Source organism: Streptomyces sp. NPDC048566 (genome assembly GCF_043199735.1).
In the GTDB taxonomy this organism is placed as follows: Bacteria; Actinomycetota; Actinomycetes; order Streptomycetales; family Streptomycetaceae; genus Streptomyces.
In genome coordinates this window covers 146,791-166,194 of record NZ_JBICWL010000008.1, presented here as the reverse complement: position 1 = coordinate 166,194, position 19,404 = coordinate 146,791, and the positions used below count along the sequence as shown (strand labels likewise).

Below are 19,404 nucleotides of genomic sequence, written 5' to 3'. Positions count from 1 at the left end.
GAGAGAGAACCTCACGCCAAGAGACCGTCGCACTAAGGTCCTTCGGCTCTGTTCCCGGGTTCTCGTGAACGGTATCACAAACTATTTGATGAGGTCTTTACCTGGTTGGTGTGCTCGCTGTCACACATGAGAGTGAAGGTGCCCGTCTGTGCAGAACGAGGGGCAACTTGTCTGGTATTGGAACCTTTTGCTACCCCACGACTTGGTCACGCGTTAGTCAGATTCTTACCTTCACGTCAGCGCGACGACTCGGCCCGGCCCCGGTCCAGCGGTCGCGAACGGGTACCAATTGCGGTCGCCCCGTTGACTCCTGAGACCCCGGCGACCGCCGGGGCGCGGTGTTCGCGCGCCTCGTCCGGGCCGTCCGTGACGGCCGTCTCATGGGTGACGGGCGCACCGTCGGCGGTGGCCGCGGCGGCGGCCCTGCGGCGGCGGTAGCGCGGCGGGACGAGGTGCTCGGCCCAGCGCGGGGCACGCGGCGTGAAGCGCGGCAGCAGGAGCAGCACCAGTCCGACTGCGCTGAGTGCCGCGAGGGCCAGCACGCTCCACATGGCGCCGGAGTTGACCGAGTAGGCGAGAGCGCCGAACGCGATCAGCGCCGACCAGAAGTACATGATGAGGACGGCCCGGCTGTGCGAGTGCCCCACCTCCAGCAGCCGGTGGTGCAGGTGGCCGCGGTCCGCCGCGAACGGCGACTGTCCGCGCCAGGTGCGCCGCACGATGGCGAGCACCAGGTCGGCGGCCGGGATCGCGATGATCGTCAACGGCAGCAGCAGCGGGATGAACACCGGCACCGTCTGGTGCACGGTGTTGCGCTGGGACCCGGTGAAGAGGTTCATCACGTCGGGGTCGATCTGCCCCGTGATGGAGATCGCGCCGGCGGCCAGCACCAGGCCGATGAGCATCGAGCCGGAGTCGCCCATGAAGATGCGCGCGGGGTGCATGTTGTGCGGCAGGAATCCCAGGCACATGCCCATCAGGATCGCCGCGAACAGCGTCGCCGGGGCCGCGGCCTCGATGCCGTACGAGTACCAGATCCGGTAGGCGTACAGGAAGAACGCGGCGGAGGCGATGCACACCATGCCGGCGGCCAGTCCGTCGAGGCCGTCCACGAAGTTGACGGCGTTGATCGTGATGACGACGAGCGCCACCGTCAGCAGCGTTCCCTGCCACTGGGTCAGCGCGACCAGTCCGACGCCCGGGATCGGCAGCCACAGGATCGTCAGGCCCTGGACGACCATCACGCCCGCGGCGATCATCTGGCCGCCCAGCTTGATCAGGGCGTCGATCTCGAACTTGTCGTCCAGCACGCCGATCAGCCAGATCAGCGCGGCTCCGGAGAGCAGGGCGCGGGGTTCGTTCGAGTTGGCGAAGACCTCGTTGAGGTTCGTCAGGTGGTCCGCCACCAGCAGTCCGGCGCACAGTCCGAAGAACATCGCGATGCCGCCGAGCCGCGGGGTGGGTTCGCGGTGCACGTCGCGCGCACGGATCTCCGGCATGGCTCCGGCCACGATCGCGAACTTCCGTACCGGCCCTGTCAGCAGGTACGTCACCGCGGCCGTGATGCAGAGCGTCAGCAGGTATTCACGCACAGGCTTCCCCACAGGTCTCGCTGGCCATCACAGCCCCACACCCTAGCGATGCACGCATATGGTTGAGGACTTCCGGGTAGCGACGATGGTTGCACGAGTGGCTGTGCACCTGTGCACAGGTACCCGCGGTCAGTCCGGGTATGGGGGAAATCCACCCGTGAGTTCCCGCACCTCGCCGCGTGCCCGCGGCGCCGTGATCTCGTCCCGCAGGACCCCCGCGAGCAGCACCGCGATCCGCGCCATCTGCTCCCGGCCCATCCCTTGGGTGGTCAGCGCGGCGGTGCCCAGCCGCAGGCCGCGGGTGCCGCCGTGGGGCAGTGCGCAGGTGTCGAGGACCATTCCGGCGGCGGCGAGCCGGCCACGCGCGGTGCGCCCGTCGACACCGAGCGGCGCCGGATCGACCGTGATCAGGTGCGTGTCGGTGCCGCCGGTGGTGACGGCGAACCCCTCCGCGTCGAGACCCGCGGCCAGCACGCGGGCGTTCGCCACCACCTGATGGGCCTACGCCGTGAACGCCGGTGTCGCCGCCTCCCCGAACGCGACCGCCTTCGCCGCGACGGTGTGCATCTGCGCGCCCGCCTGGGTGAACGGGAAGACCGCCCGGTCCACCCGCTCGGCCAGCCCGCTCCCGCACAGGATCATTCCGCCGCGCGGACCGCGGAGCACCTTGTGGGTGGTGGCGCACACGATGTCCGCGTACGGCACCGGGTTGGGGGCCGCTCCCCCGGCGACGAGGCCGATGGGATGGGCGGCGTCGGCGATCAGATAGGCGCCGGCCTCGTCGGCGACCTCGCGGAAGAACGCGTAGTCGATGTGCCGGGGATAGGAGATCGATCCGCAGACCACGGCCTTGGGCCGGTGGGCGCGGGCCAGCGCCCGTACCTGCGCGCGGTCGATGAGCCCGGTGTCCGCCTCGACCCCGTAGCCGACGAAGTCGAACCAGCGCCCGGAGAAGTTGGCGGGCGAGCCGTGGGTCAGGTGGCCGCCGAAGGGCAGGCCCATCGCGAGCACCGTGTCGCCGGGCCGCAGCAGGGCGGCGTAGGCGGCGAGGACGGCCGAACTCCCGGAGTGCGGCTGCACGTTGGCGTGGTCGGCGCCGAACAGGGCGGTGGCGCGGTCACGGGCGACGCGTTCGGCGGCGTCCACGAGTTCGCAGCCGCCGTGGTGGCGGGCGCCGGGGTAGCCCTCGGCGTACTTGTTCGCCAGCGGGGAGCCCAGCGCGGCCAGGACGGCGGGCGAGGTGAAGTTCTCGGCGGCGATCAACTGGAGGTTCGTCGCCTGCCGGTCCAGCTCGCCCCCGAGGATCTCCGCCATCTCGGGGTCCTGCCGCAGGACGGCATCCATTGCGGGCGTGTGGGTGACCGGCATGGTGGACTCCGGGCTCGGCGGGGACGCGCTACATCCAATGTAGGACCGCGGCCCGGTCGACGCCCGGTGTCGGGACCGCTGCGGCGGACCGCCGGCGCCGGTGCCGCCGCAGGTCAGGTCCGGGCCGGTACCCCCGTCAGGGCGGTGACGACCGGGTCGAGCGCCTCGTTGATCTCGTCGCCGATCGACCGGAAGAAGGGCAGCGGCGCCCCGTACGGGTCGAACACCTCGTCCGCCTCCGCCGTCGGCGCGAGCAGCCAGCCGCGCAGCGCGGCGGCGGCCCGCACGAGGGCGACGGCGCGCTCGACGACGCCGTGTTCCAGGGGCGGCAGCGTCGCGGGGTCTATGGCGCGGACCAGGCGGGTGAACTCCTTCAGGGTGAAGGTGCGCAGCCCCGCGGAGTGCCCCATGGAGATGACCTGGGCGCGGTGGTCGCGGGTGGCGGTCAGCACCAGGTCGGCGCGGATCACGTGGTCGTCGAGCAGTTCCCGTCCGACGAAGCCGGAGGGGTCGGCGCCGAAGTCGGAGAGGACCGTCGCCGCGTTGGCCTCCATGGGTGCGCCCTCGTGGCCCCAGGTGCCGGCGCTCTCCACGACGAGACCGCCCCACAGGGGGTCGCCGAGCCGGTCCGCGAGGGCATGCCGGGTCAGCCGCTCGGTGATCGGCGAGCGGCACACGTTCCCGGTGCTGACGTGGAGGATGCGGAAGGACTCCCCGGGGGACCGGTCGGCCCCCGCGTGCCCCTCGGCTATGCCGCGCATGGGGGTGCCCCCTGGTCGTGCCGAGCGGGAGGCCGGGAGGAGGCGGCGGCGGTCAATTCGCCACCTCGAGGTCGGGTACGACCTTCCGCAGCTCCTCCGCCGACAGGGCTCCGGCGCGCAGCAGCACCGGCACCTTGCCCGTCACGTCGACGATCGAGGAGGGCACGTTGCCCGGGGTGGGGCCGCCGTCCAGGTAGACGGACACGGAGTCGCCGAGCATGTCCTGGGCGGCGTCGCAGGTCTCCGGGGAGGGGTGGCCGGTGAGGTTGGCGGAGGAGACGGCCATCGGGCCGACCTCGGTGAGGAGCTCGATGGCGACGGGGTGCAGCGGCATGCGGATCGCGACGGTGCCCCGGGTGTCGCCGAGGTCCCACTGGAGGGACGGCTGGTGCTTGGCGACGAGCGTCAGGGCGCCGGGCCAGAAGGCGTCGACGAGCTCCCAGGCCATCTCGGAGAAGTCCGTGACGAGGCCGTGCAGGGTGTTCGGGGAGCCGATCAGGACGGGGGTGGGCATGTTGCGTCCGCGGCCCTTGGCGTCGAGCAGGTCGGCCACGGCCGGCGAGCTGAAGGCGTCGGCGCCGATGCCGTAGACGGTGTCCGTCGGGAGGACCACCAGTTCGCCACGGCGGACGGCGGACGCTGCCTCACGCAGACCGGTGGTGCGGTCGGTCGCGTCGTTGGTGTCGTATCGCCGTGCCATTTAGCGGGCCTCCTCGTACACGTACTGCTGGTGGGGGAACTGCGGGAACCGGGACGGCCGGGCGCTTGCCGCGGCGGCGCGCGGCCGGCCGGCGGGCGCCTGGACGCGGCGGGCCGCGCTCACGGCATCGCCTTGCGCGCGGTCGCGAACCGGGGCCGGTTGTTGAGGTCGGGGTGGTCGGCCGCGTCGGCCCAGCCCCGCTCCTCGGTGAAGATCCACGGGACCTGGCCGCCCTGGGTGTCGGCGTGCTCGACGACCACGACGCCGCCGGGCCGCAGCAGCCGGTGCGCGGTGCGCTCGATGCCGCGGATCAGGTCGAGTCCGTCCTCCCCCGAGAACAGGGCGAGTTCGGGATCGTGGTCGCGTGCCTCCGGCTGCACGTACTCCCATTCGGTGAGCGGGATGTACGGCGGGTTGGAGATCACCAGGTCCACCTGGCCGTCGAGGTCCGGGAACGCCGCCAGGGCGTCTCCCTGGCGCAGGTCGACCCGGGACCCCTCGACGTTCTTGCGCGTCCACCGCAGGGCGTCCTCGGACAGCTCCACGGCGTGCACGCGGGAGCGCGGGACCTCCTGGGCGAGGGCGAGCGCGATGGCGCCGGAGCCGGTGCACAGGTCGACGATGAGGGGTTCGACGACGTCCATCGCCCGGACGGCGTCTATGGCCCAGCCGACGACCGACTCGGTCTCCGGCCGGGGCACGAACACGCCGGGCCCCACCTGGAGTTCGAGGTAGCGGAAGTAGGCGCGCCCGGTGATGTGCTGGAGCGGTTCGCGGGCCTCGCGGCGCGCGGTCACCTCCCAGTAGCGGGCGTCGAAGTCGGTGTCCTTGACGGTGTGCAGCTCGCCCCGCTTGACGCCGTGCACGAAGGCGGCGAGTTCCTCGGCGTCGTTGCGCGGCGAGGGCACGCCGGCGTCGGCCAGCCGCTGGGTGGCCTGGGCCACCTCCGCGAGCAGCACGCTGCGGGAGTTCGGGGGTCGACCCCCAAAATGTTGCTGCACGCTGGTCCTCCGGGGCTGAGCTGTTGTCGTTTGCAGTTACGCAGCGGCGAGCTTGGCTGCCGAGTCGGCGTCGACGCAGGCCTGGATGACCGCGTCGAGCTCGCCGTCCAGCACCTGGTCCAAGTTGTACGCCTTGAAGCCGACGCGGTGGTCCGAGATGCGATTCTCGGGGAAGTTGTACGTGCGGATCTTCTCGGAGCGGTCGACGGTGCGGACCTGGCTGCGGCGGGCGTCCGCGGCCTCCCGTTCCGCCTCCTCCTGGGCCGCCGCGAGGAGCCTGGAGCGCAGGATACGCATCGCCTGCTCCTTGTTCTGCAGCTGGCTCTTCTCGTTCTGGCAGGAGGCGACGACTCCGGTGGGAATGTGCGTGATGCGCACGGCGGAGTCGGTGGTGTTGACGGACTGGCCGCCGGGGCCGGACGAGCGGTAGACGTCGATGCGCAGGTCGTTCGCGTGGATCTCGACGTCGACCTCCTCGGCCTCGGGCGTGACGAGCACACCGGCGGCGGAGGTGTGGATGCGGCCCTGCGACTCGGTGGAGGGCACGCGCTGCACGCGGTGCACGCCGCCCTCGTACTTGAGGCGGGCCCAGACGCCCTGGCCGGGCTCGGTGGCACCCTGGCCGCCCTTGGTCTTCACCGCGACCTGGACGTCCTTGTAGCCGCCGAGTTCGGACTCGGTGGAGTCGATGATCTCGGTCTTCCAGCCGACGCGCTCGGCGTACCGCAGGTACATGCGCAGCAGGTCGCCGGCGAACAGGGCGGACTCGTCGCCGCCGGCGCCCGCCTTGATCTCCAGGATGACGTCCTTGTCGTCGCTCGGGTCGCGCGGGACCAGCAGCAGGCGGAGCTTCTCGGTGAGCTCCTCGCGCTGCTTCTCCAGGTCCTTGACCTCGGCGGCGAAGTCGGGGTCGTCGGCGGCGAGCTCCTTCGCCGTGCCGATGTCGTCCCCGGTCTGCTTCCAGGAGCGGTACGTCGCGACGATCGGGGTCAGCTCCGCGTAGCGCTTGTTGAGCTTGCGCGCGTTGGCCTGGTCGGCGTGGACCGACGGGTCAGCGAGCTTCTTCTCCAGATCGGCGTGCTCACCGATCAGTTCCTCGACCGCCTCGAACATCTCCGGCTCCAATGGACTGTCCCCGTCGTGGGCTCGGGGACGTGGGGTACGGCATGGGGGCCCCTGCTCCGGCGTGGCCGGAACCCGGGGGTGCGGGCTGCACCGCAAAGCGCCGGTCCCGGCGCCCCCGTGCCGGGGACGCCGGAGACCGGCGCTGTGGGCTCGCTACTTGTTGGCAGCGGCAGCCTTGCCGAAGCGGGCCTCGAAGCGGGCCACGCGGCCACCGGTGTCGAGGATCTTCTGCTTGCCCGTGTAGAACGGGTGGCACTCGGAGCAGACCTCGGCACGGATGGTGCCGGAGTCGATGGTGCTCCGGGTGGTGAACGACGCGCCACAGGTGCAGCTGACCTGCGTCTCGACGTACTCGGGGTGGATGTCGCGCTTCAAGGTGTCTCCTAGTTTCGGGAGGGCACCGGGTCGCCGCCGCGGGATGCGGGTGCGTGAACCGGGGCCGACGTACCAGTCTGCCAGCACTGGCCGTATCCCCCAAAACCGGGGGACGCGGTGATCTATTCCGCGGGCGCCCGAGGCGGCCCGCGGACCGGGTCCGCCCGCCCGCCGGGCGGGGGCTGGTCGGGGCGGCCCCGCGTGGGTCAGCCCGAGCTGACGACGTCCTTCGCGGAGCCGGTGGCGGTGCCCTCGGTCGCCGCCTTCGGGATCGGCTGGTCGCTCTTGAGCGCCTTCCACACCTGGTCGGCCTTGGTGTGGTCGACGAGGACGCGGTTGGCGTCGGCGCTGTCGTACTGGACCGGCATCGTCACCATGGTCATGTGGGACGAGCTGATGCCCTTGAGGCCGTTGGCGAAGGACGCGAGGTCGGTCACGGAGCCGATGTCGGAGTCGGTGGTGACCGTCTTGGTGGCGGTGTCGGCCAGGTCGTACAGCTTCTTGGGGTTGGACAGCACGCCGAGGTGCCTGACCCGGTCGGTCAGCGCCTTGATGAACGCCTGCTGGAGCTGGATGCGGCCGAGGTCGGAGCCGTCGCCGACGCCGTGCCGGGTGCGCACCAGGCCGAGCGCCTGCTCCCCGTCGAGGGTGTGGGTGCCGGCGGCCAGGTCCAGGTGGCTGTCGGGGTCCTTGATGCTCTTGGTCGTGGTGACCTCCACCCCGCCGAGGTCGTCGACGAGCTTCTGGAAGCCGGTGAAGTCGACCTCGACGTAGTGGTCCATGCGGATGCCGGTGACGGACTCGACGGTCTTCACCGCGCAGGTGGCTCCGCCGGTGGAGTAGGCGGAGTTGAACATCACGCCCCGGGCGGCGTCGTGCGTGGTTCCGTGCGTGTCGGTGCAGGACGGCCGGTCGACCAGGGTGTCGCGGGGGATGGACACCACGCCGGCCCGCTTGTGGCCCTTGTAGACGTGGACGATCATCGCGGTGTCGGAGCGAGCGCTGCCGTCGTCCGTGCCGCCGCCCAGTTTCCTGTTGCCGCCGGCGCGGGTGTCGGAGCCGAGGACCAGGATGTTCTCGGAGCCGTTGTCGACCTTCGTGGGCCGGTCGCTGCCGAGCGCCTGGTTGATGTCGACGCTCTTGAGGTTGCCGTTCAGCTTGAAGTACAGGTAGCCGGCCCCGGCGCCGCCGAGCACGAGGATGCCCGCGGCGCTCCAGGCCGTCACGAGCAGCGCCTTGCGCCGCGCGCTGCGCGTCTTGCGGCGCCGGCCCTTCGCGGCGCGCCCTCCGGCGGCGGCGCCCTGGTCCCGGTCGCCCGGTATTCCGGGCTCCTGTGTGCTGTCGGCAGGCATGTGCTCCCTCAGTCCCTTTGCGGTCGGTTACCCCCTGCTTCCGGGGCCAGGCCCATCCGGTCGTGACGAGGCGTACCGCTCCATGGTCACTCCGTACGGTCAGACGGGGAAACTCGGGAAAGGGTTGCACGACGCTCCGTGTCCGCCTGGTGCCCCGACGGGCACGGAGCGTCACCGTGATCTCGGAGGGAATCCCCGCTCACCTGCGGATTCGACGGACGGTGCGGTACTGATCGAAAACGGCACCGACCGGCAGTCTTGTGGCAGAGATCTCGCGGACGGCCTTTCCGGTCCTCCAGCCCTCTCCCCGGACGGCGGACAGTGCGACTCGGGCCTCTCCCCCGGTACGGCGGACGGCCGGGGAGCCCCCGGGCCTGCGCCCCTGCGTCGTGCTGTCCGGGGCCCCGCGGCGTGGTGTCCTGGCCGCCGTGGCGTCCGGGCATCGCGGTGCTCCGGGCGTGGCGGTGTGTCGTCGTCGTGGCGTGCCGGGCGTCGTGGCGTGCCATCGTCGCGGTGTGCCGGGCTGTCGTGGTGCTCAGGCGTCGCGGTACGCCGGGTGGGGCGGCGGAACGGCTCCGGTCGGCGGTTCGGCGCCCCGGGGGCGTCCGGACGCCCCCGGCCGACGCGAAGGGCCGCCCCCGTCACGTGGGTGACGGGGGCGGCCCCGGTGCCGCGGGCGAGGACGACCTCAGTCGTTGCCGTTGCCCGGCGACGGCGTCGTCTTCTGGATCTGGAGCAGGAACTCGCCGTTCGACTTGGTCTGCTTCATCTTGTCGAGCAGCAGCTCGATCGCCTGCTGCTGGTCGAGCGCGTGGAGCACGCGGCGCAGCTTCCAGGTGATGGCGAGCTCGTCGCTGCCGAGCAGGATCTCCTCCTTGCGGGTACCGGACGCGTCGACGTCCACCGCCGGGAAGATGCGCTTGTCGGCGAGCTTCCGGTCGAGCTTGAGCTCGGCGTTGCCGGTGCCCTTGAACTCCTCGAAGATGACCTCGTCCATGCGCGAGCCGGTGTCGACGAGCGCGGTGGCGAGGATCGTCAGCGAGCCGCCGTCCTCGATGTTGCGCGCCGCGCCGAAGAACCGCTTCGGCGGGTAGAGCGCGGTCGAGTCGACACCACCGGAGAGGATGCGGCCGGAGGCCGGGGCGGCGAGGTTGTACGCACGGCCCAGACGGGTGATCGAGTCGAGCAGCACGACGACGTCGTGGCCCAGCTCCACCAGGCGCTTGGCCCGCTCGATGGCGAGTTCGGCGACCGTGGTGTGGTCCTCGGCGGGACGGTCGAAGGTCGAGGAGATGACCTCGCCCTTCACCGACCGCTGCATGTCGGTGACCTCTTCCGGACGCTCGTCGACCAGGACGACCATCAGGTGGCACTCGGGGTTGTTGTGCGTGATCGCGTTGGCGATGGCCTGCATGATCATGGTCTTGCCGGTCTTCGGCGGGGCCACGATCAGACCGCGCTGGCCCTTTCCGATGGGCGCGACCAGGTCGATGATGCGGGTCGTCAGCACACCCGGGTCGGTCTCCAGGCGGAGCCGGTCCTGCGGGTAGAGCGGCGTCAGCTTGTTGAACTCCGGACGGCCGCGGCCCGAGTCGGGGGCCATGCCGTTGGTGGAGTCCAGACGCACCAGCGCGTTGAACTTCTCGCGGCGCTCGCCGTCCTTGGGCTGGCGCACCGCGCCGGTGACGTGGTCGCCCTTGCGCAGGCCGTTCTTGCGGACCTGGGCGAGGGAGACGTACACGTCGTTGGGGCCGGGCAGGTAGCCCGACGTCCGGATGAACGCGTAGTTGTCGAGGATGTCGAGGATGCCCGCGACGGGGATCAGCACGTCGTCGTCGTTGACCTGCGGCTCGGCGATCTCGTCGCGTCCACGACGCCCGCGGCGGTCGCGGTAGCGTCCGCGCCGGCCGCGGCGGCCGCCCTCGAAGTCGTCGCCGTCGTCGTCGGAGCGCGGGCCGTTGTCCCGCGACTGCTGGCGGTCCTGACGGCCGCCGCCGCCCTGCTGACGGTCGCGGTCCTGGCGGTCCTGACGGCCGCCGCCCTGCTGGCGGTCCTGCCCGCCCTGCTGCTCGTCGCCCTTGTTGCCGCGGCGGTCGCGGTCACGGCCGCCCCGGTCGCGGTCACGGCGGTCACGGCGCTCACGGCGGCCCTCGGCGCCGTCGCCGTCCGCCGGGGCCTGGTTCTGCGTCTGGGTCTGGGTCTGTGTGTCGCCCTTGGCCTCGGCCGCGACCGTCTCGGGGCTGCCCGCCTCGGCGGTGGCACGGCGGCGGCGACGCTCGGCGGGGGCTTCGTCGGCCGCGCGCTCGTTGTCACCCGAACGGGCGGGACCGCCGGCCGGCTGGCCGGGGATCTCGATCTGCTGCTGGGCGACGGCCTTGCCGGCGTCGGCCTTCTCGGCGGCCTTGCCGGCCGGAGCGTCGGCCTCGTCACCGGTGCGCGCCTTCGAGGTGGCGCGCCGCTTGGGCTTGGTCTCGGCGCCCGCGTCGGCGGTCGCCGCCTTGGCCGGAGCACCCCCACCCGCCTGCGCCTCCTTGATGACCTCGATCAGCTGGCTCTTGCGCATGCGCGCCGTGCCCCTGATCCCGAGGCCGGATGCGACCTGCTGAAGCTCGGCCAGCACCATGCCCTCGAGGCCGGTACCGCGGCGTCGCCTGGAGCCGGCACCGGTGGCAGGCGCGGAGGCGTCCGTGGCGGGCGCGGCAGCGGTCTCCTCGACACGTGCGCCCATCAGATCGGTGGTGTCGCTCACGAAGGGTCCTTCCCTGGAGCGGACGTCGGCCTGTCTGGCTCGGCGACCGGTTGTGCTGTCCGGATTTGGTCCCTGTGGTGTGGACCGTGCCGGGGCGGTGGTCCGCCAAAGCGGCGGAAAAAGACATATCTGGTGATGGCGATTCCCGAGCCGAGGCACTGAAGTGCGGTGTCGTCGGCATGGTCACGCCGGTTCCGGAGCGTGCTCAGCACTGCTCGGGGCGTAGCACCCCATGCAAGGCACGAAGCAGTTTGGGAGGCTCCCGGAAGAAGGGGTGTCCCGGACGGGGACGCGAAGCACCTCGCCATGGTGGGGTCGGGTGCAGACTTGAGGTTAACACTACCGGATCCAACAAACATTCCCCCTCTCGAAATCCGGCAACCGTGCGGCGTCAGCCGACGCCGGCAGGGGTGAGCGGCAGTACGCACGCCCCCTGCGCGTCGAGGTCCAGTCGGTTCGCGGCCCACCCCTGACCTGCGAGATCGGCGACCTTGTCGGCGGACGCCCGATCGGCCAGGGCGAGCACGGTGGGGCCCGCCCCGGAGATCACCGCCGGGATGCCGTCGGCGCGCAGACGGTCCACGAGCGCCGCGCTCTCCGGCATCGCGGGGGCCCGGTACTCCTGGTGCAGCCGGTCCTCGGTCGCGGGCAGCAGCAGTTCGGGCCGGCGGCTCAGCGCCTCGACGAGCAGGGCGGCGCGCCCGGCGTTCGCCGCGGCGTCGACGTGCGGCACGGTGCGCGGCAGCAGGCCCCGCGCGGTCTCCGTGAGCACGGGTTTCCCGGGGACGAAAACCACCGGAACGATGGAATCGGCGGGCTCCATCCTGATCGCCCGGGCGGCGCCGGAGTCCATCCAGGAGAGCGTGAAACCGCCGAGCAGACAGGCCGCGACGTTGTCGGGGTGTCCCTCGATCTCGGTCGCGAGCTCCAGGAGCGCGGCGTCGTCGAGCCGGCTGTCCCCGCCTATGGTCACCGCGCGGGCGGCGACGATTCCGGCGCAGATGGCGGCGGAGGAGGAGCCCAGGCCGCGTCCGTGCGGGATGCGGTTGGCGCAGACGATCTCCAGGCCGCGCGGCTGGCCGCCCAGCAGGTCGAAGGCGGTGCGCAGGGAGCGGACGAGGAGATGGCTCTCGTCGCGCGGCAGCGTGTCGCTGCCCTCGCCTGCGATGTCGATGTGCAACCCGGAGTCGGCCACCCGGACGACCACGTCGTCGTAGAGCCCCAGTGACAGGCCGAAGGCGTCGAAGCCCGGGCCGAGGTTGGCACTGGTGGCGGGGACGCGCACCCGGACGGCGGCGGCGCGGAACGCTGGACCGGCCATCGCTCGATGACTCTCCTTGAGCTGCGTGATGTACGGGGTTCTCGATGAACTGCGGGAGGAAACGGGCGGGGGACGTGCGGGGACGACTGCGGCGGACGGGTTCGGGGACCCGGAGGCCGCGGGGACGTCACGGCGCCGCGGCATATGCGGCGGGCGGGTTCGGTACAGCCTATCGAAGGAAGGTTCTGTGGCGACATAGGGCGCACAGGAGGCGCACGATGCGTGTCGTAAGCCCCTCGTGCACCCCCCGGCGGGTCGCCGCGGGAACTCCCCGAAAAGCGGCCGGTTTTCATCGACTTCTGACCGATTTCCGCCCGCTCCCGTCGACGTCCGGCCCCGTCCGGCGTGCTCGGCGGGGCCGCGGGCCCCACCTGGCGGGTTCACGCCTGGCGGTTTCACGCCGGACGGGACGGGCCGCGTTACGCCAGACCGAGCCGCTCGGCCGCCGTCGCGGCGTCCACCGGCACGGTGACCGGCTGCGGAGCCCCCGCGACCGCCCAGTCGGGGTCCTTCAGGCCGTTGCCCGTGACGGTGCAGACGACGCGCTGGCCCCGGTCGACCTTGCCCTGCTCGGCCGCCTTCAGCAGACCGGCGACCGACGCGGCGGACGCGGGCTCGACGAAGACACCCTCCTGGGACGCCAACAGCCGGTAGGCGCGCAGGATCTCACGGTCCGTCACCTCGTCGATGAGGCCGCCCGACTCGTCCCGCGCGGCGAGCGCGAACTTCCACGAGGCCGGGTTGCCGATCCGGATGGCGGTGGCGATCGTCGACGGGTCCTTGACGACCTCACCGCGCACGATGGGCGCGGAGCCGGACGCCTGGAACCCCCACATGCGCGGGGTGCGCGTGGCCACACCGTCGGCGGCGTACTCGGTGTACCCCTTCCAGTACGCGGTGATGTTGCCCGCGTTGCCGACCGGAAGGACGTGGAGGTCGGGTGCGTCGCCGAGCATGTCCACGATCTCGAAGGCGGCGGTCTTCTGGCCCTCGATCCGCACCGGGTTCACCGAATTGACCAGAGCCACCGGGTAGTTGTCGGACAGCGAGCGCGCCAGCGTCAGGCAGTCGTCGAAGTTGCCGTCGACCTGGAGGATCTTGGCGCCGTGCACGAGGGCCTGGCCCATCTTACCGAGCGCGATCTTGCCCTGCGGGACGAGGACGGCGCACACCATCCCGGCGCGCACGGCGTACGCCGCGGCGCTCGCCGACGTGTTGCCGGTGGAGGCGCAGATGACCGCCTTCGCGCCCTCCTCCTTCGCCCGGGTGATCGCCATGGTCATCCCGCGGTCCTTGAAGGAACCGGTCGGGTTGGCGCCCTCCACCTTGAGGTGGACCTCGCAGCCCGTGCGCTCGGAGAGCACCTGCGCGGGCACGAGCGGCGTTCCGCCCTCGCGGAGCGACACGACGGGCGTGCTGGCGGATACCGGCAGCCGGTCCCGGTACTCCTCGATGATTCCGCGCCACTGGTGGGTCATTGCTGGTTACTCTCCTTCAACCCGCATGATGCTGGCCACGCCCCGCACGGTGTCGAGGCCGCGCAACGCCGCGACCGTCCCGTCCAGGGACGCGTCGGACGCACGATGGGTGACGACGACGAGGGACGCCTCGCCGTCCTTGCCCGACTGACGCACGGTGTCGATGGACACCCCGTGCTCGGCGAAGATCGTGGCCACCTGGGCGAGGACGCCCGGCTTGTCGGCCACGTCCAGGCTGATGTGGTAGCGCGTCACGACCTCTCCCATGGGCGAGACGGGCAGTTGGGTGTACGCCGAGTCGCCGGGCCCGGTGGCCCCGCCGAGCCGGTTGCGGCAGACCGCCACCAGGTCGCCGAGGACCGCGGAGGCGGTCGGCGCGCCGCCGGCGCCCGGTCCGTAGAACATCAGCTGGCCGGCGGCCTCGGCCTCGACGAACACGGCGTTGTACGCGCCGCGCACGGAGGCGAGCGGATGGCTCAGCGGGATCATCGCGGGGTGCACGCGGGCCGTGACCGAACCGCCGTCGGCGGCCCGCTCGCAGATGGCGAGCAGCTTGATGGTGCAGCCCATGCCCCGGGCCGAGACGAAGTCGGCCGCGGTCACCTCGGTCATGCCCTCCCGGTACACGTCGTCCAGCCGCACCCGCGTGTGGAAGGCGATGCCGGCGAGGATGGCGGCCTTGGCCGCGGCGTCGAAGCCCTCGACGTCGGCGGTCGGGTCGGCCTCGGCGTACCCGAGCGCGGTGGCCTCGTCCAGGGCCTCCTGGTAGCCCGCGCCGGTGGAGTCCATCTTGTCGAGGATGAAGTTGGTCGTGCCGTTGACGATGCCCATCACGCGGTTGATCTTGTCGCCCGCCAGGGACTCGCGCAGCGGGCGGATCAGCGGGATCGCGCCGGCGACGGCGGCCTCGTAGTAGAGGTCCCGGCCGTTGTCCCCGGCGGCGGCGTGCAGCGCCGCGCCGTCCTGGGCGAGCAGCGCCTTGTTCGCCGAGACGACGGAGGCCCCGTGCTCGAAGGCGGTGGTGATGAGCGTACGGGCCGGCTCGATGCCGCCGATGACCTCGACGACCACGTCGATGTCGCCGCGTTTGACGAGCGCGGTCGCGTCGGTGGTGACCAGGGCGGGGTCGATGCCCTCGCGCACCTTGGAGGGACGGCGCACGGCCACGCCCGCCAGCTCGACGGGGGCACCGATCCGGGCGGCGAGGTCGTCGGCGTGCGTCGTCATGATGCGCGCCACCTCTGAGCCGACAACCCCGCAGCCCAGCAGCGCCACCTTCAGCGGACGCGTACGCATCATCCGACCTCGTTTCCTCATACCGTCTCTTCGGTTGGACCAGTCTCACTCACCGGACGGGAGTTTCTACCCTTCGTCCGGATCGTGAGACGTCCATTTCATTTTTCTGGTGGGTGGCGACAGGAGATCTTCCACCCGGTTCGTCCGGTCAGCCGACGTCGAGCCGCAGCAGGTCCTCCTCCGTCTCGCGGCGGACGATCACCCGGGCCGCGCCGTCCCGCACCGCGACGACCGGCGGCCGCGGCGCGTGGTTGTAGTTACTGGCCATCGACCGGCAGTACGCGCCGGTCGCCGGTACCGCGACGAGGTCGCCCGGCGCCAGGTCGGCGGGCAGGAACGCGTCCTTCACCACGATGTCGCCGCTCTCGCAGTGCTTGCCGACGACCCGCGCGAGCATCGGCTCGGCGTCCGAGGTGCGCGAGACGAGTGCGACGCTGTACTCGGCGTCGTAGAGCGCGGTGCGGATGTTGTCGGACATCCCGCCGTCGACCGAGACGTAGGTCCGCAGCCCCTCCAGCGGCTTGATCGTGCCGACCTCGTACAGCGTGAACGCGGTCGGACCGACGATGGCCCGCCCGGGCTCGACGGAGATCCGGGGCGTGCGCAGCTTCGCCGCCTCACACTCCCGGGTGACGATCTCACTCAGCGACTTGGCGATCTCGTGCGGCTCACGGGGGTCGTCGTCGCTGGTGTAGGCGATACCGAGGCCGCCGCCGAGGTCGATCTCGGGCAGCTCGACCCCGTGCTCGTCGCGGACGGCGGCCAGCAGCCCGACGACCCGCCGCGCGGCGACCTCGAAGCCGGCCATGTCGAAGATCTGCGACCCGATGTGCGAGTGGATGCCGACGAGCTCCAGCCCGTCGAGCGCCAGCGCCCGCCGTACGGCCTCGGCGGCCTGCCCGTCGGCGAGCGCGATGCCGAACTTCTGGTCCTCGTGCGCGGTGGCGATGAACTCGTGGGTGTGCGCCTCGACGCCGACGGTGACCCGGATCTGCACCCGCTGCCTGCGGCCCAGCGACTGCGCGACGTGCGCCACCCGCACGATCTCCTGGAAGGAGTCGAGCACGATCCGCCCGACGCCCGCCTCGACGGCCGTGCGGATCTCCTCGGCGGACTTGTTGTTGCCGTGGAAGGCGATCCGGTCGGCGGGCATCCCCGCGGACAGCGCGGTCGCCAGCTCACCGCCGGAACACACGTCCAGGTTGAGCCCCTCCTCGTGCAGCCACCGCACGACGGCCCGCGACAGGAACGCCTTGCCCGCGTAGAACACGTCGGCGTCCTGCCCGAACGCGGTACGCCACGCGCGGGCCCGCTCCCGGAAGTCGGCCTCGTCCACGAAATAGGCGGGCGTCCCGAACTCCTCGGCGAGAGCGGTGACCTGGAGCCCGCCGACGGTCACGACCCCGTCGTCCCCGCGGCGGACGGTGTGCGCCCACACCTTCGGGTCGAGTGCGTTCAGGTCGGCCGGCGGGGCGCTGTAGTGCCCCTCGGTGAACACGTCGGCGTGACGGGGCCCGGCGGGGTGTGCGGAACGGCTCATGTCGGTAGGGCTTTCTGCTTCAGAGATGTTCGGGTGCGCTGATGCCGAGCAGGGACAGGCCACCGGCCAGCACCGTCCCGGCGGCTTCGGCGAGCGCGAGCCGGGCGCGGTGGGCGGCCGAGGGTTTCTCGTCGCCGAGCGGCAGCACGAGATGCTGGAACAGCAGAAAACCGTCGGCCACCACGACCAGCTGCCGCGCCAGCCGATCCGGCGCCCGGTGCACGGCGGCGAGCCGCAGGGCGTGCGGATACTCGGCGAGAGCGGCCAGCAGACCGCCCGCCTCGGCGGGAAGCCCGGACGCGACCGAGCCCTCCGAGTCCAGGACCGGCGCGGGGACGGGCATGGGAGCGGGGACGGCGTCCGAGGTGGGAGCCCCGTCCGGGCCGGGAACGCCCTGCGCGGCAGGAGCGGAGTCCGGGGCGGGGGCCGAGGTTGGGGCGGGGGGCGGAACGGGGCCCGGGGAGGCCGCGGCATCCGGGTCCGGTGAGGCACCCAGGCTGGGTACGGGACCTGGGGCGGGAGAGGCGTACGGGGCTGGGTCCGGGGCCGGAACGGCACCCTCAGCAGCCACGGGACCCGCGCCGGAGGACACGGCCCCGAAGGGGGTCGCAGTCGTGGAGGAGGCAGCGGTCGCGGACGGGTGCGAGGTCGCGGAGGCGTCCTCGGACAGGGAGGGCCCTGAGCCCGCGGTCCCCGAGGAGACGGCGGCGTGGGCCGGACGCGCGCTCGCGGAGGACGGTTCACCGGCATCGGGACGGACGTCGGAAGCGGCGTCGAATCCGAGAGCGGCGGCGTTCCGGCGCAGGGCGCGGGCACGGGCGTGGGCGTAGCGAACCCGGAAGAGCGGATTGCCCTCCCGCTGGTCCAGATGATCGGCACTGATCCGGGGCCGGTCATGGGAGGCCGGATACAGCAGCGCCCAGCGAGCGGCGTCCGCACCGAGCGGGGCGGGGTCTTCGGGCGCGGGCACGGGCCGCAGGGTGACGGGCTCGGCATGACGGACCTCGGCACGACCGCCTTGCGTGGCGACGATCCGTACGAGGGTGTCGGCGACGACCTCCGCACGCGTGTCGTAGGGGACGCGCAACTCCACGACCTCACCGGCGAGCGCGTCACCGTGCCCGTACCGCGAGCCCCGCGTGAGCACGTCGCTCACCAGGGCGGCGGACGCTCCACCCGCGAGGGTGACGTTGAGGAACCCGGGTCCGGTGACGGCCACGTGGGCGACACCGGGTTCGTCACCGAGGTGAGGCAGCAGGATCGCGGCGACCTCGGAAGCGGGCAGTCCGGCGGGACCCGCCAGCCGCAGGGCGACGTTGGTCGCGTAGTCCCCGCATCCCCCGGGACCGGGCGGCGTCACCCCCGCACCGGCGGGCACCGCGACGTCCAGCTCCCCCGCATCGACGGCACGACGCACCGCGCGCAGCACGGTACGGGAGAGCTCGACGGGGGTCACGTGACCAGCGTAGGGGAGAAGGGGGGTGGGAAGGCGACCCGGTTTGCCGGATGGTCCGCGATGTGGACGAGCACTGGACCGACCCTCGACCAAGCGTTCCCTCACTCGACTGAGGGGCGATGCGGGAGGGGTGGGCGAGGGGGCGGCGGGGGGGGCTCGTTTGGGGGGCGAGCCGCAGGAGGGACAGCGGTAGAGGGGAGCAGGCGGGCCTGGGCGCCGCTGGCGGGTGGCGGGTGGCGGCCGGCGGGAGGGGGAACCGAGAGGGGGGTGGGGGAAATGGGCACGCAGGGCGCACGCCAGGGAAGAGGTGAGCCACGGGGGTGGTGGCTACGGGAGGGGTGGGCGGCGGGGTGACGTGCGCGGTCAGTGCCCGGCGCGCTCGGCACAGTCGGCGCGCCGGCCACGGTCGGCCCGCTCAACGGAGTCACCGTCGTCGCCGTCACCGAAGGCGACACCGGTACCGGGACCCGCACCGACGACTCCGGCAGCACCGGCAGCACCGGCGAACTCGCCGACGTCGACGCCGACGCCCTGAGCAGCCTGGCCGCGCTCGACCAACCGCTTGACGAGCCGGACGAGTTCGGAGGGCTCGAACGGCTTGGCGAGGAAGGCGTCCACGCCGACGTCGAGGCCGCTCTCCACCTCGTGCTGGGTGCAGGCGCTGACGATGGCGAGCGGGAGGCCACGGGTACGGGGGTCGGCGCGGAGGCGAGCGGCGGTGCGGAGTCCGTCGAGGCGCGGCATCACCACGTCGAGGGTGACGACATCGGGCCGAACCTGGTGGACGACGTCCAGACATTCGGCACCGTCAGCGGCGGTCACGACCTCGAGACCCTCCAGTTCGAGGTTGACCCTGATCAGCTGCCGGATGACCTTGTTGTCGTCCACAACAAGCACCCGGCCGGACGCGCCTGGCACAACTCGAGAGTAGGTCCGGGCGCGGGGCCGCGTCCGGGTTTTCCCCACTTCCGCCCCGTGAACACGGGCCCACCCTCCGCGAACGGCCACCGCTCCCCCACGCCACCGCCGCGAACGGGGCGGGGCTCGGGGCGAGCCGCGGGGCGCCCGGGACCGACGCGCCCCGGCCGACGCCAAAAGCGGTGGCGATCACGCCCGAAAGAGCTGGTAGGGTTCTACCCGTCGCCGCACAAAGCGCCCGACACGCCCCCGTAGCTCAGGGGATAGAGCAACGGCCTCCGGAGCCGTGTGCGCAGGTTCGAATCCTGCCGGGGGCACCTTGTATGAGGTGCCCAAAGACCCCGCCATCAGCGGTTTCGCTGAGAACGGGGT

Annotated in this window: 15 protein-coding genes, 1 tRNA gene and 1 pseudogene; 1 reads left to right on the top strand and 16 read right to left on the bottom strand. The window is 72.0% G+C overall.

Annotated features, from left to right (window positions below; genetic code table 11):
- Nucleotides 1–236: 236 nt before the first annotated feature.
- The 16 genes and pseudogenes from ACGFS9_RS16060 to ACGFS9_RS15985 all read right to left on the bottom strand — a co-directional run bounded on the left by ACGFS9_RS16060 (nucleotide 237) and on the right by ACGFS9_RS15985 (nucleotide 19,080).
- On the bottom strand, nucleotides 237–1,592 hold the full coding sequence (locus tag ACGFS9_RS16060) for an MraY family glycosyltransferase (RefSeq protein ID WP_393253688.1): 1,356 nt from the start codon (nucleotides 1,590–1,592) through the stop codon (nucleotides 237–239).
- A 129-nt stretch (nucleotides 1,593–1,721) separates the two neighbouring features.
- A pseudogene (glyA, locus tag ACGFS9_RS16055) lies at nucleotides 1,722–2,960 on the bottom strand (serine hydroxymethyltransferase).
- A 113-nt stretch (nucleotides 2,961–3,073) separates the two neighbouring features.
- Nucleotides 3,074–3,721 (bottom strand): protein-tyrosine-phosphatase, encoded by a 648-nt coding sequence (locus tag ACGFS9_RS16050; protein WP_393253687.1) that lies wholly within the window; start codon nucleotides 3,719–3,721, stop codon nucleotides 3,074–3,076.
- A gap of 52 nt (nucleotides 3,722–3,773) precedes the next feature.
- Nucleotides 3,774–4,421: an L-threonylcarbamoyladenylate synthase gene (locus ACGFS9_RS16045; protein WP_393253686.1), complete on the bottom strand. Its 648-nt coding sequence runs from the start codon at nucleotides 4,419–4,421 to the stop codon at nucleotides 3,774–3,776.
- The gene (locus tag ACGFS9_RS16040) at nucleotides 4,422–4,544 is read right to left on the bottom strand and encodes a hypothetical protein (RefSeq protein ID WP_393253684.1); all 123 of its coding nucleotides are present in this window, start codon (nucleotides 4,542–4,544) and stop codon (nucleotides 4,422–4,424) included.
- Nucleotides 4,541–5,380, bottom strand: coding sequence for a peptide chain release factor N(5)-glutamine methyltransferase (prmC, locus tag ACGFS9_RS16035; RefSeq protein WP_393253682.1), 840 nt, complete (start codon nucleotides 5,378–5,380; stop codon nucleotides 4,541–4,543). Before prmC ends, ACGFS9_RS16040 begins: the two co-directional genes overlap by 4 nt.
- Before the next feature lie 78 nt (nucleotides 5,381–5,458).
- Nucleotides 5,459–6,535 carry a peptide chain release factor 1 gene (gene prfA, locus ACGFS9_RS16030; RefSeq protein ID WP_393253680.1) on the bottom strand — a complete coding sequence of 359 codons (1,077 nt, stop codon included), beginning with the start codon at nucleotides 6,533–6,535 and terminating at the stop codon, nucleotides 5,459–5,461.
- Between the two features lie 165 nt (nucleotides 6,536–6,700).
- Nucleotides 6,701–6,922, bottom strand: a complete 222-nt coding sequence (rpmE, locus tag ACGFS9_RS16025) for a 50S ribosomal protein L31 (protein ID WP_081219441.1) — start codon at nucleotides 6,920–6,922, stop codon at nucleotides 6,701–6,703.
- 206 nt (nucleotides 6,923–7,128) lie between these two features.
- Nucleotides 7,129–8,274, bottom strand: coding sequence for an LCP family protein (locus ACGFS9_RS16020; protein WP_393253678.1), 1,146 nt, complete (start codon nucleotides 8,272–8,274; stop codon nucleotides 7,129–7,131).
- Nucleotides 8,275–8,962: 688 nt separating this feature from the next.
- Entirely contained in the window at nucleotides 8,963–11,023 is a 2,061-nt protein-coding gene (gene rho, locus ACGFS9_RS16015) for a transcription termination factor Rho (RefSeq protein ID WP_393253676.1), read from the bottom strand.
- A gap of 391 nt (nucleotides 11,024–11,414) precedes the next feature.
- The gene (gene thrB / locus ACGFS9_RS16010) at nucleotides 11,415–12,344 is read right to left on the bottom strand and encodes a homoserine kinase (protein WP_393253675.1); all 930 of its coding nucleotides are present in this window, start codon (nucleotides 12,342–12,344) and stop codon (nucleotides 11,415–11,417) included.
- Between the two features lie 419 nt (nucleotides 12,345–12,763).
- Nucleotides 12,764–13,822 (bottom strand): threonine synthase, encoded by a 1,059-nt coding sequence (thrC, locus tag ACGFS9_RS16005; RefSeq protein ID WP_393253673.1) that lies wholly within the window; start codon nucleotides 13,820–13,822, stop codon nucleotides 12,764–12,766.
- A gap of 6 nt (nucleotides 13,823–13,828) precedes the next feature.
- A complete protein-coding gene (locus ACGFS9_RS16000) occupies nucleotides 13,829–15,121 on the bottom strand; it encodes a homoserine dehydrogenase (protein ID WP_393253671.1) in 1,293 nt (430 codons plus the stop codon).
- A gap of 145 nt (nucleotides 15,122–15,266) precedes the next feature.
- On the bottom strand, nucleotides 15,267–16,658 hold the full coding sequence (lysA, locus tag ACGFS9_RS15995; protein ID WP_393253669.1) for a diaminopimelate decarboxylase: 1,392 nt from the start codon (nucleotides 16,656–16,658) through the stop codon (nucleotides 15,267–15,269).
- 19 nt (nucleotides 16,659–16,677) lie between these two features.
- Entirely contained in the window at nucleotides 16,678–18,114 is a 1,437-nt protein-coding gene (nrtL, locus tag ACGFS9_RS15990; RefSeq protein WP_393253667.1) for an ArgS-related anticodon-binding protein NrtL, read from the bottom strand.
- 363 nt (nucleotides 18,115–18,477) lie between these two features.
- Nucleotides 18,478–19,080, bottom strand: a complete 603-nt coding sequence (locus ACGFS9_RS15985) for a response regulator (RefSeq protein ID WP_393253666.1) — start codon at nucleotides 19,078–19,080, stop codon at nucleotides 18,478–18,480.
- A gap of 197 nt (nucleotides 19,081–19,277) precedes the next feature.
- Here ACGFS9_RS15985 and ACGFS9_RS15980 point away from each other — a divergent pair.
- Nucleotides 19,278–19,349: transfer RNA gene (locus tag ACGFS9_RS15980), tRNA-Arg, on the top strand.
- Nucleotides 19,350–19,404: the final 55 nt, after the last annotated feature.

Bases quoted from the DNA above. Each gene is read 5' to 3' on its own strand.
- ACGFS9_RS16050 (WP_393253687.1), bottom strand. From the start codon at position 3,721: ATGCGCGGCATAGCCGAGGGGCACGCGGGGGCCGACCGGTCCCCCGGG.
- ACGFS9_RS16045 (WP_393253686.1), bottom strand. From the start codon at position 4,421: ATGGCACGGCGATACGACACCAACGACGCGACCGACCGCACCACCGGT.
- prfA (WP_393253680.1), bottom strand. From the start codon at position 6,535: ATGTTCGAGGCGGTCGAGGAACTGATCGGTGAGCACGCCGATCTGGAG.
- ACGFS9_RS16020 (WP_393253678.1), bottom strand. From the start codon at position 8,274: ATGCCTGCCGACAGCACACAGGAGCCCGGAATACCGGGCGACCGGGAC.
- thrB (WP_393253675.1), bottom strand. From the start codon at position 12,344: ATGGCCGGTCCAGCGTTCCGCGCCGCCGCCGTCCGGGTGCGCGTCCCC.
- thrC (WP_393253673.1), bottom strand. From the start codon at position 13,822: ATGACCCACCAGTGGCGCGGAATCATCGAGGAGTACCGGGACCGGCTG.
- ACGFS9_RS16000 (WP_393253671.1), bottom strand. From the start codon at position 15,121: ATGATGCGTACGCGTCCGCTGAAGGTGGCGCTGCTGGGCTGCGGGGTT.
- lysA (WP_393253669.1), bottom strand. From the start codon at position 16,658: ATGAGCCGTTCCGCACACCCCGCCGGGCCCCGTCACGCCGACGTGTTC.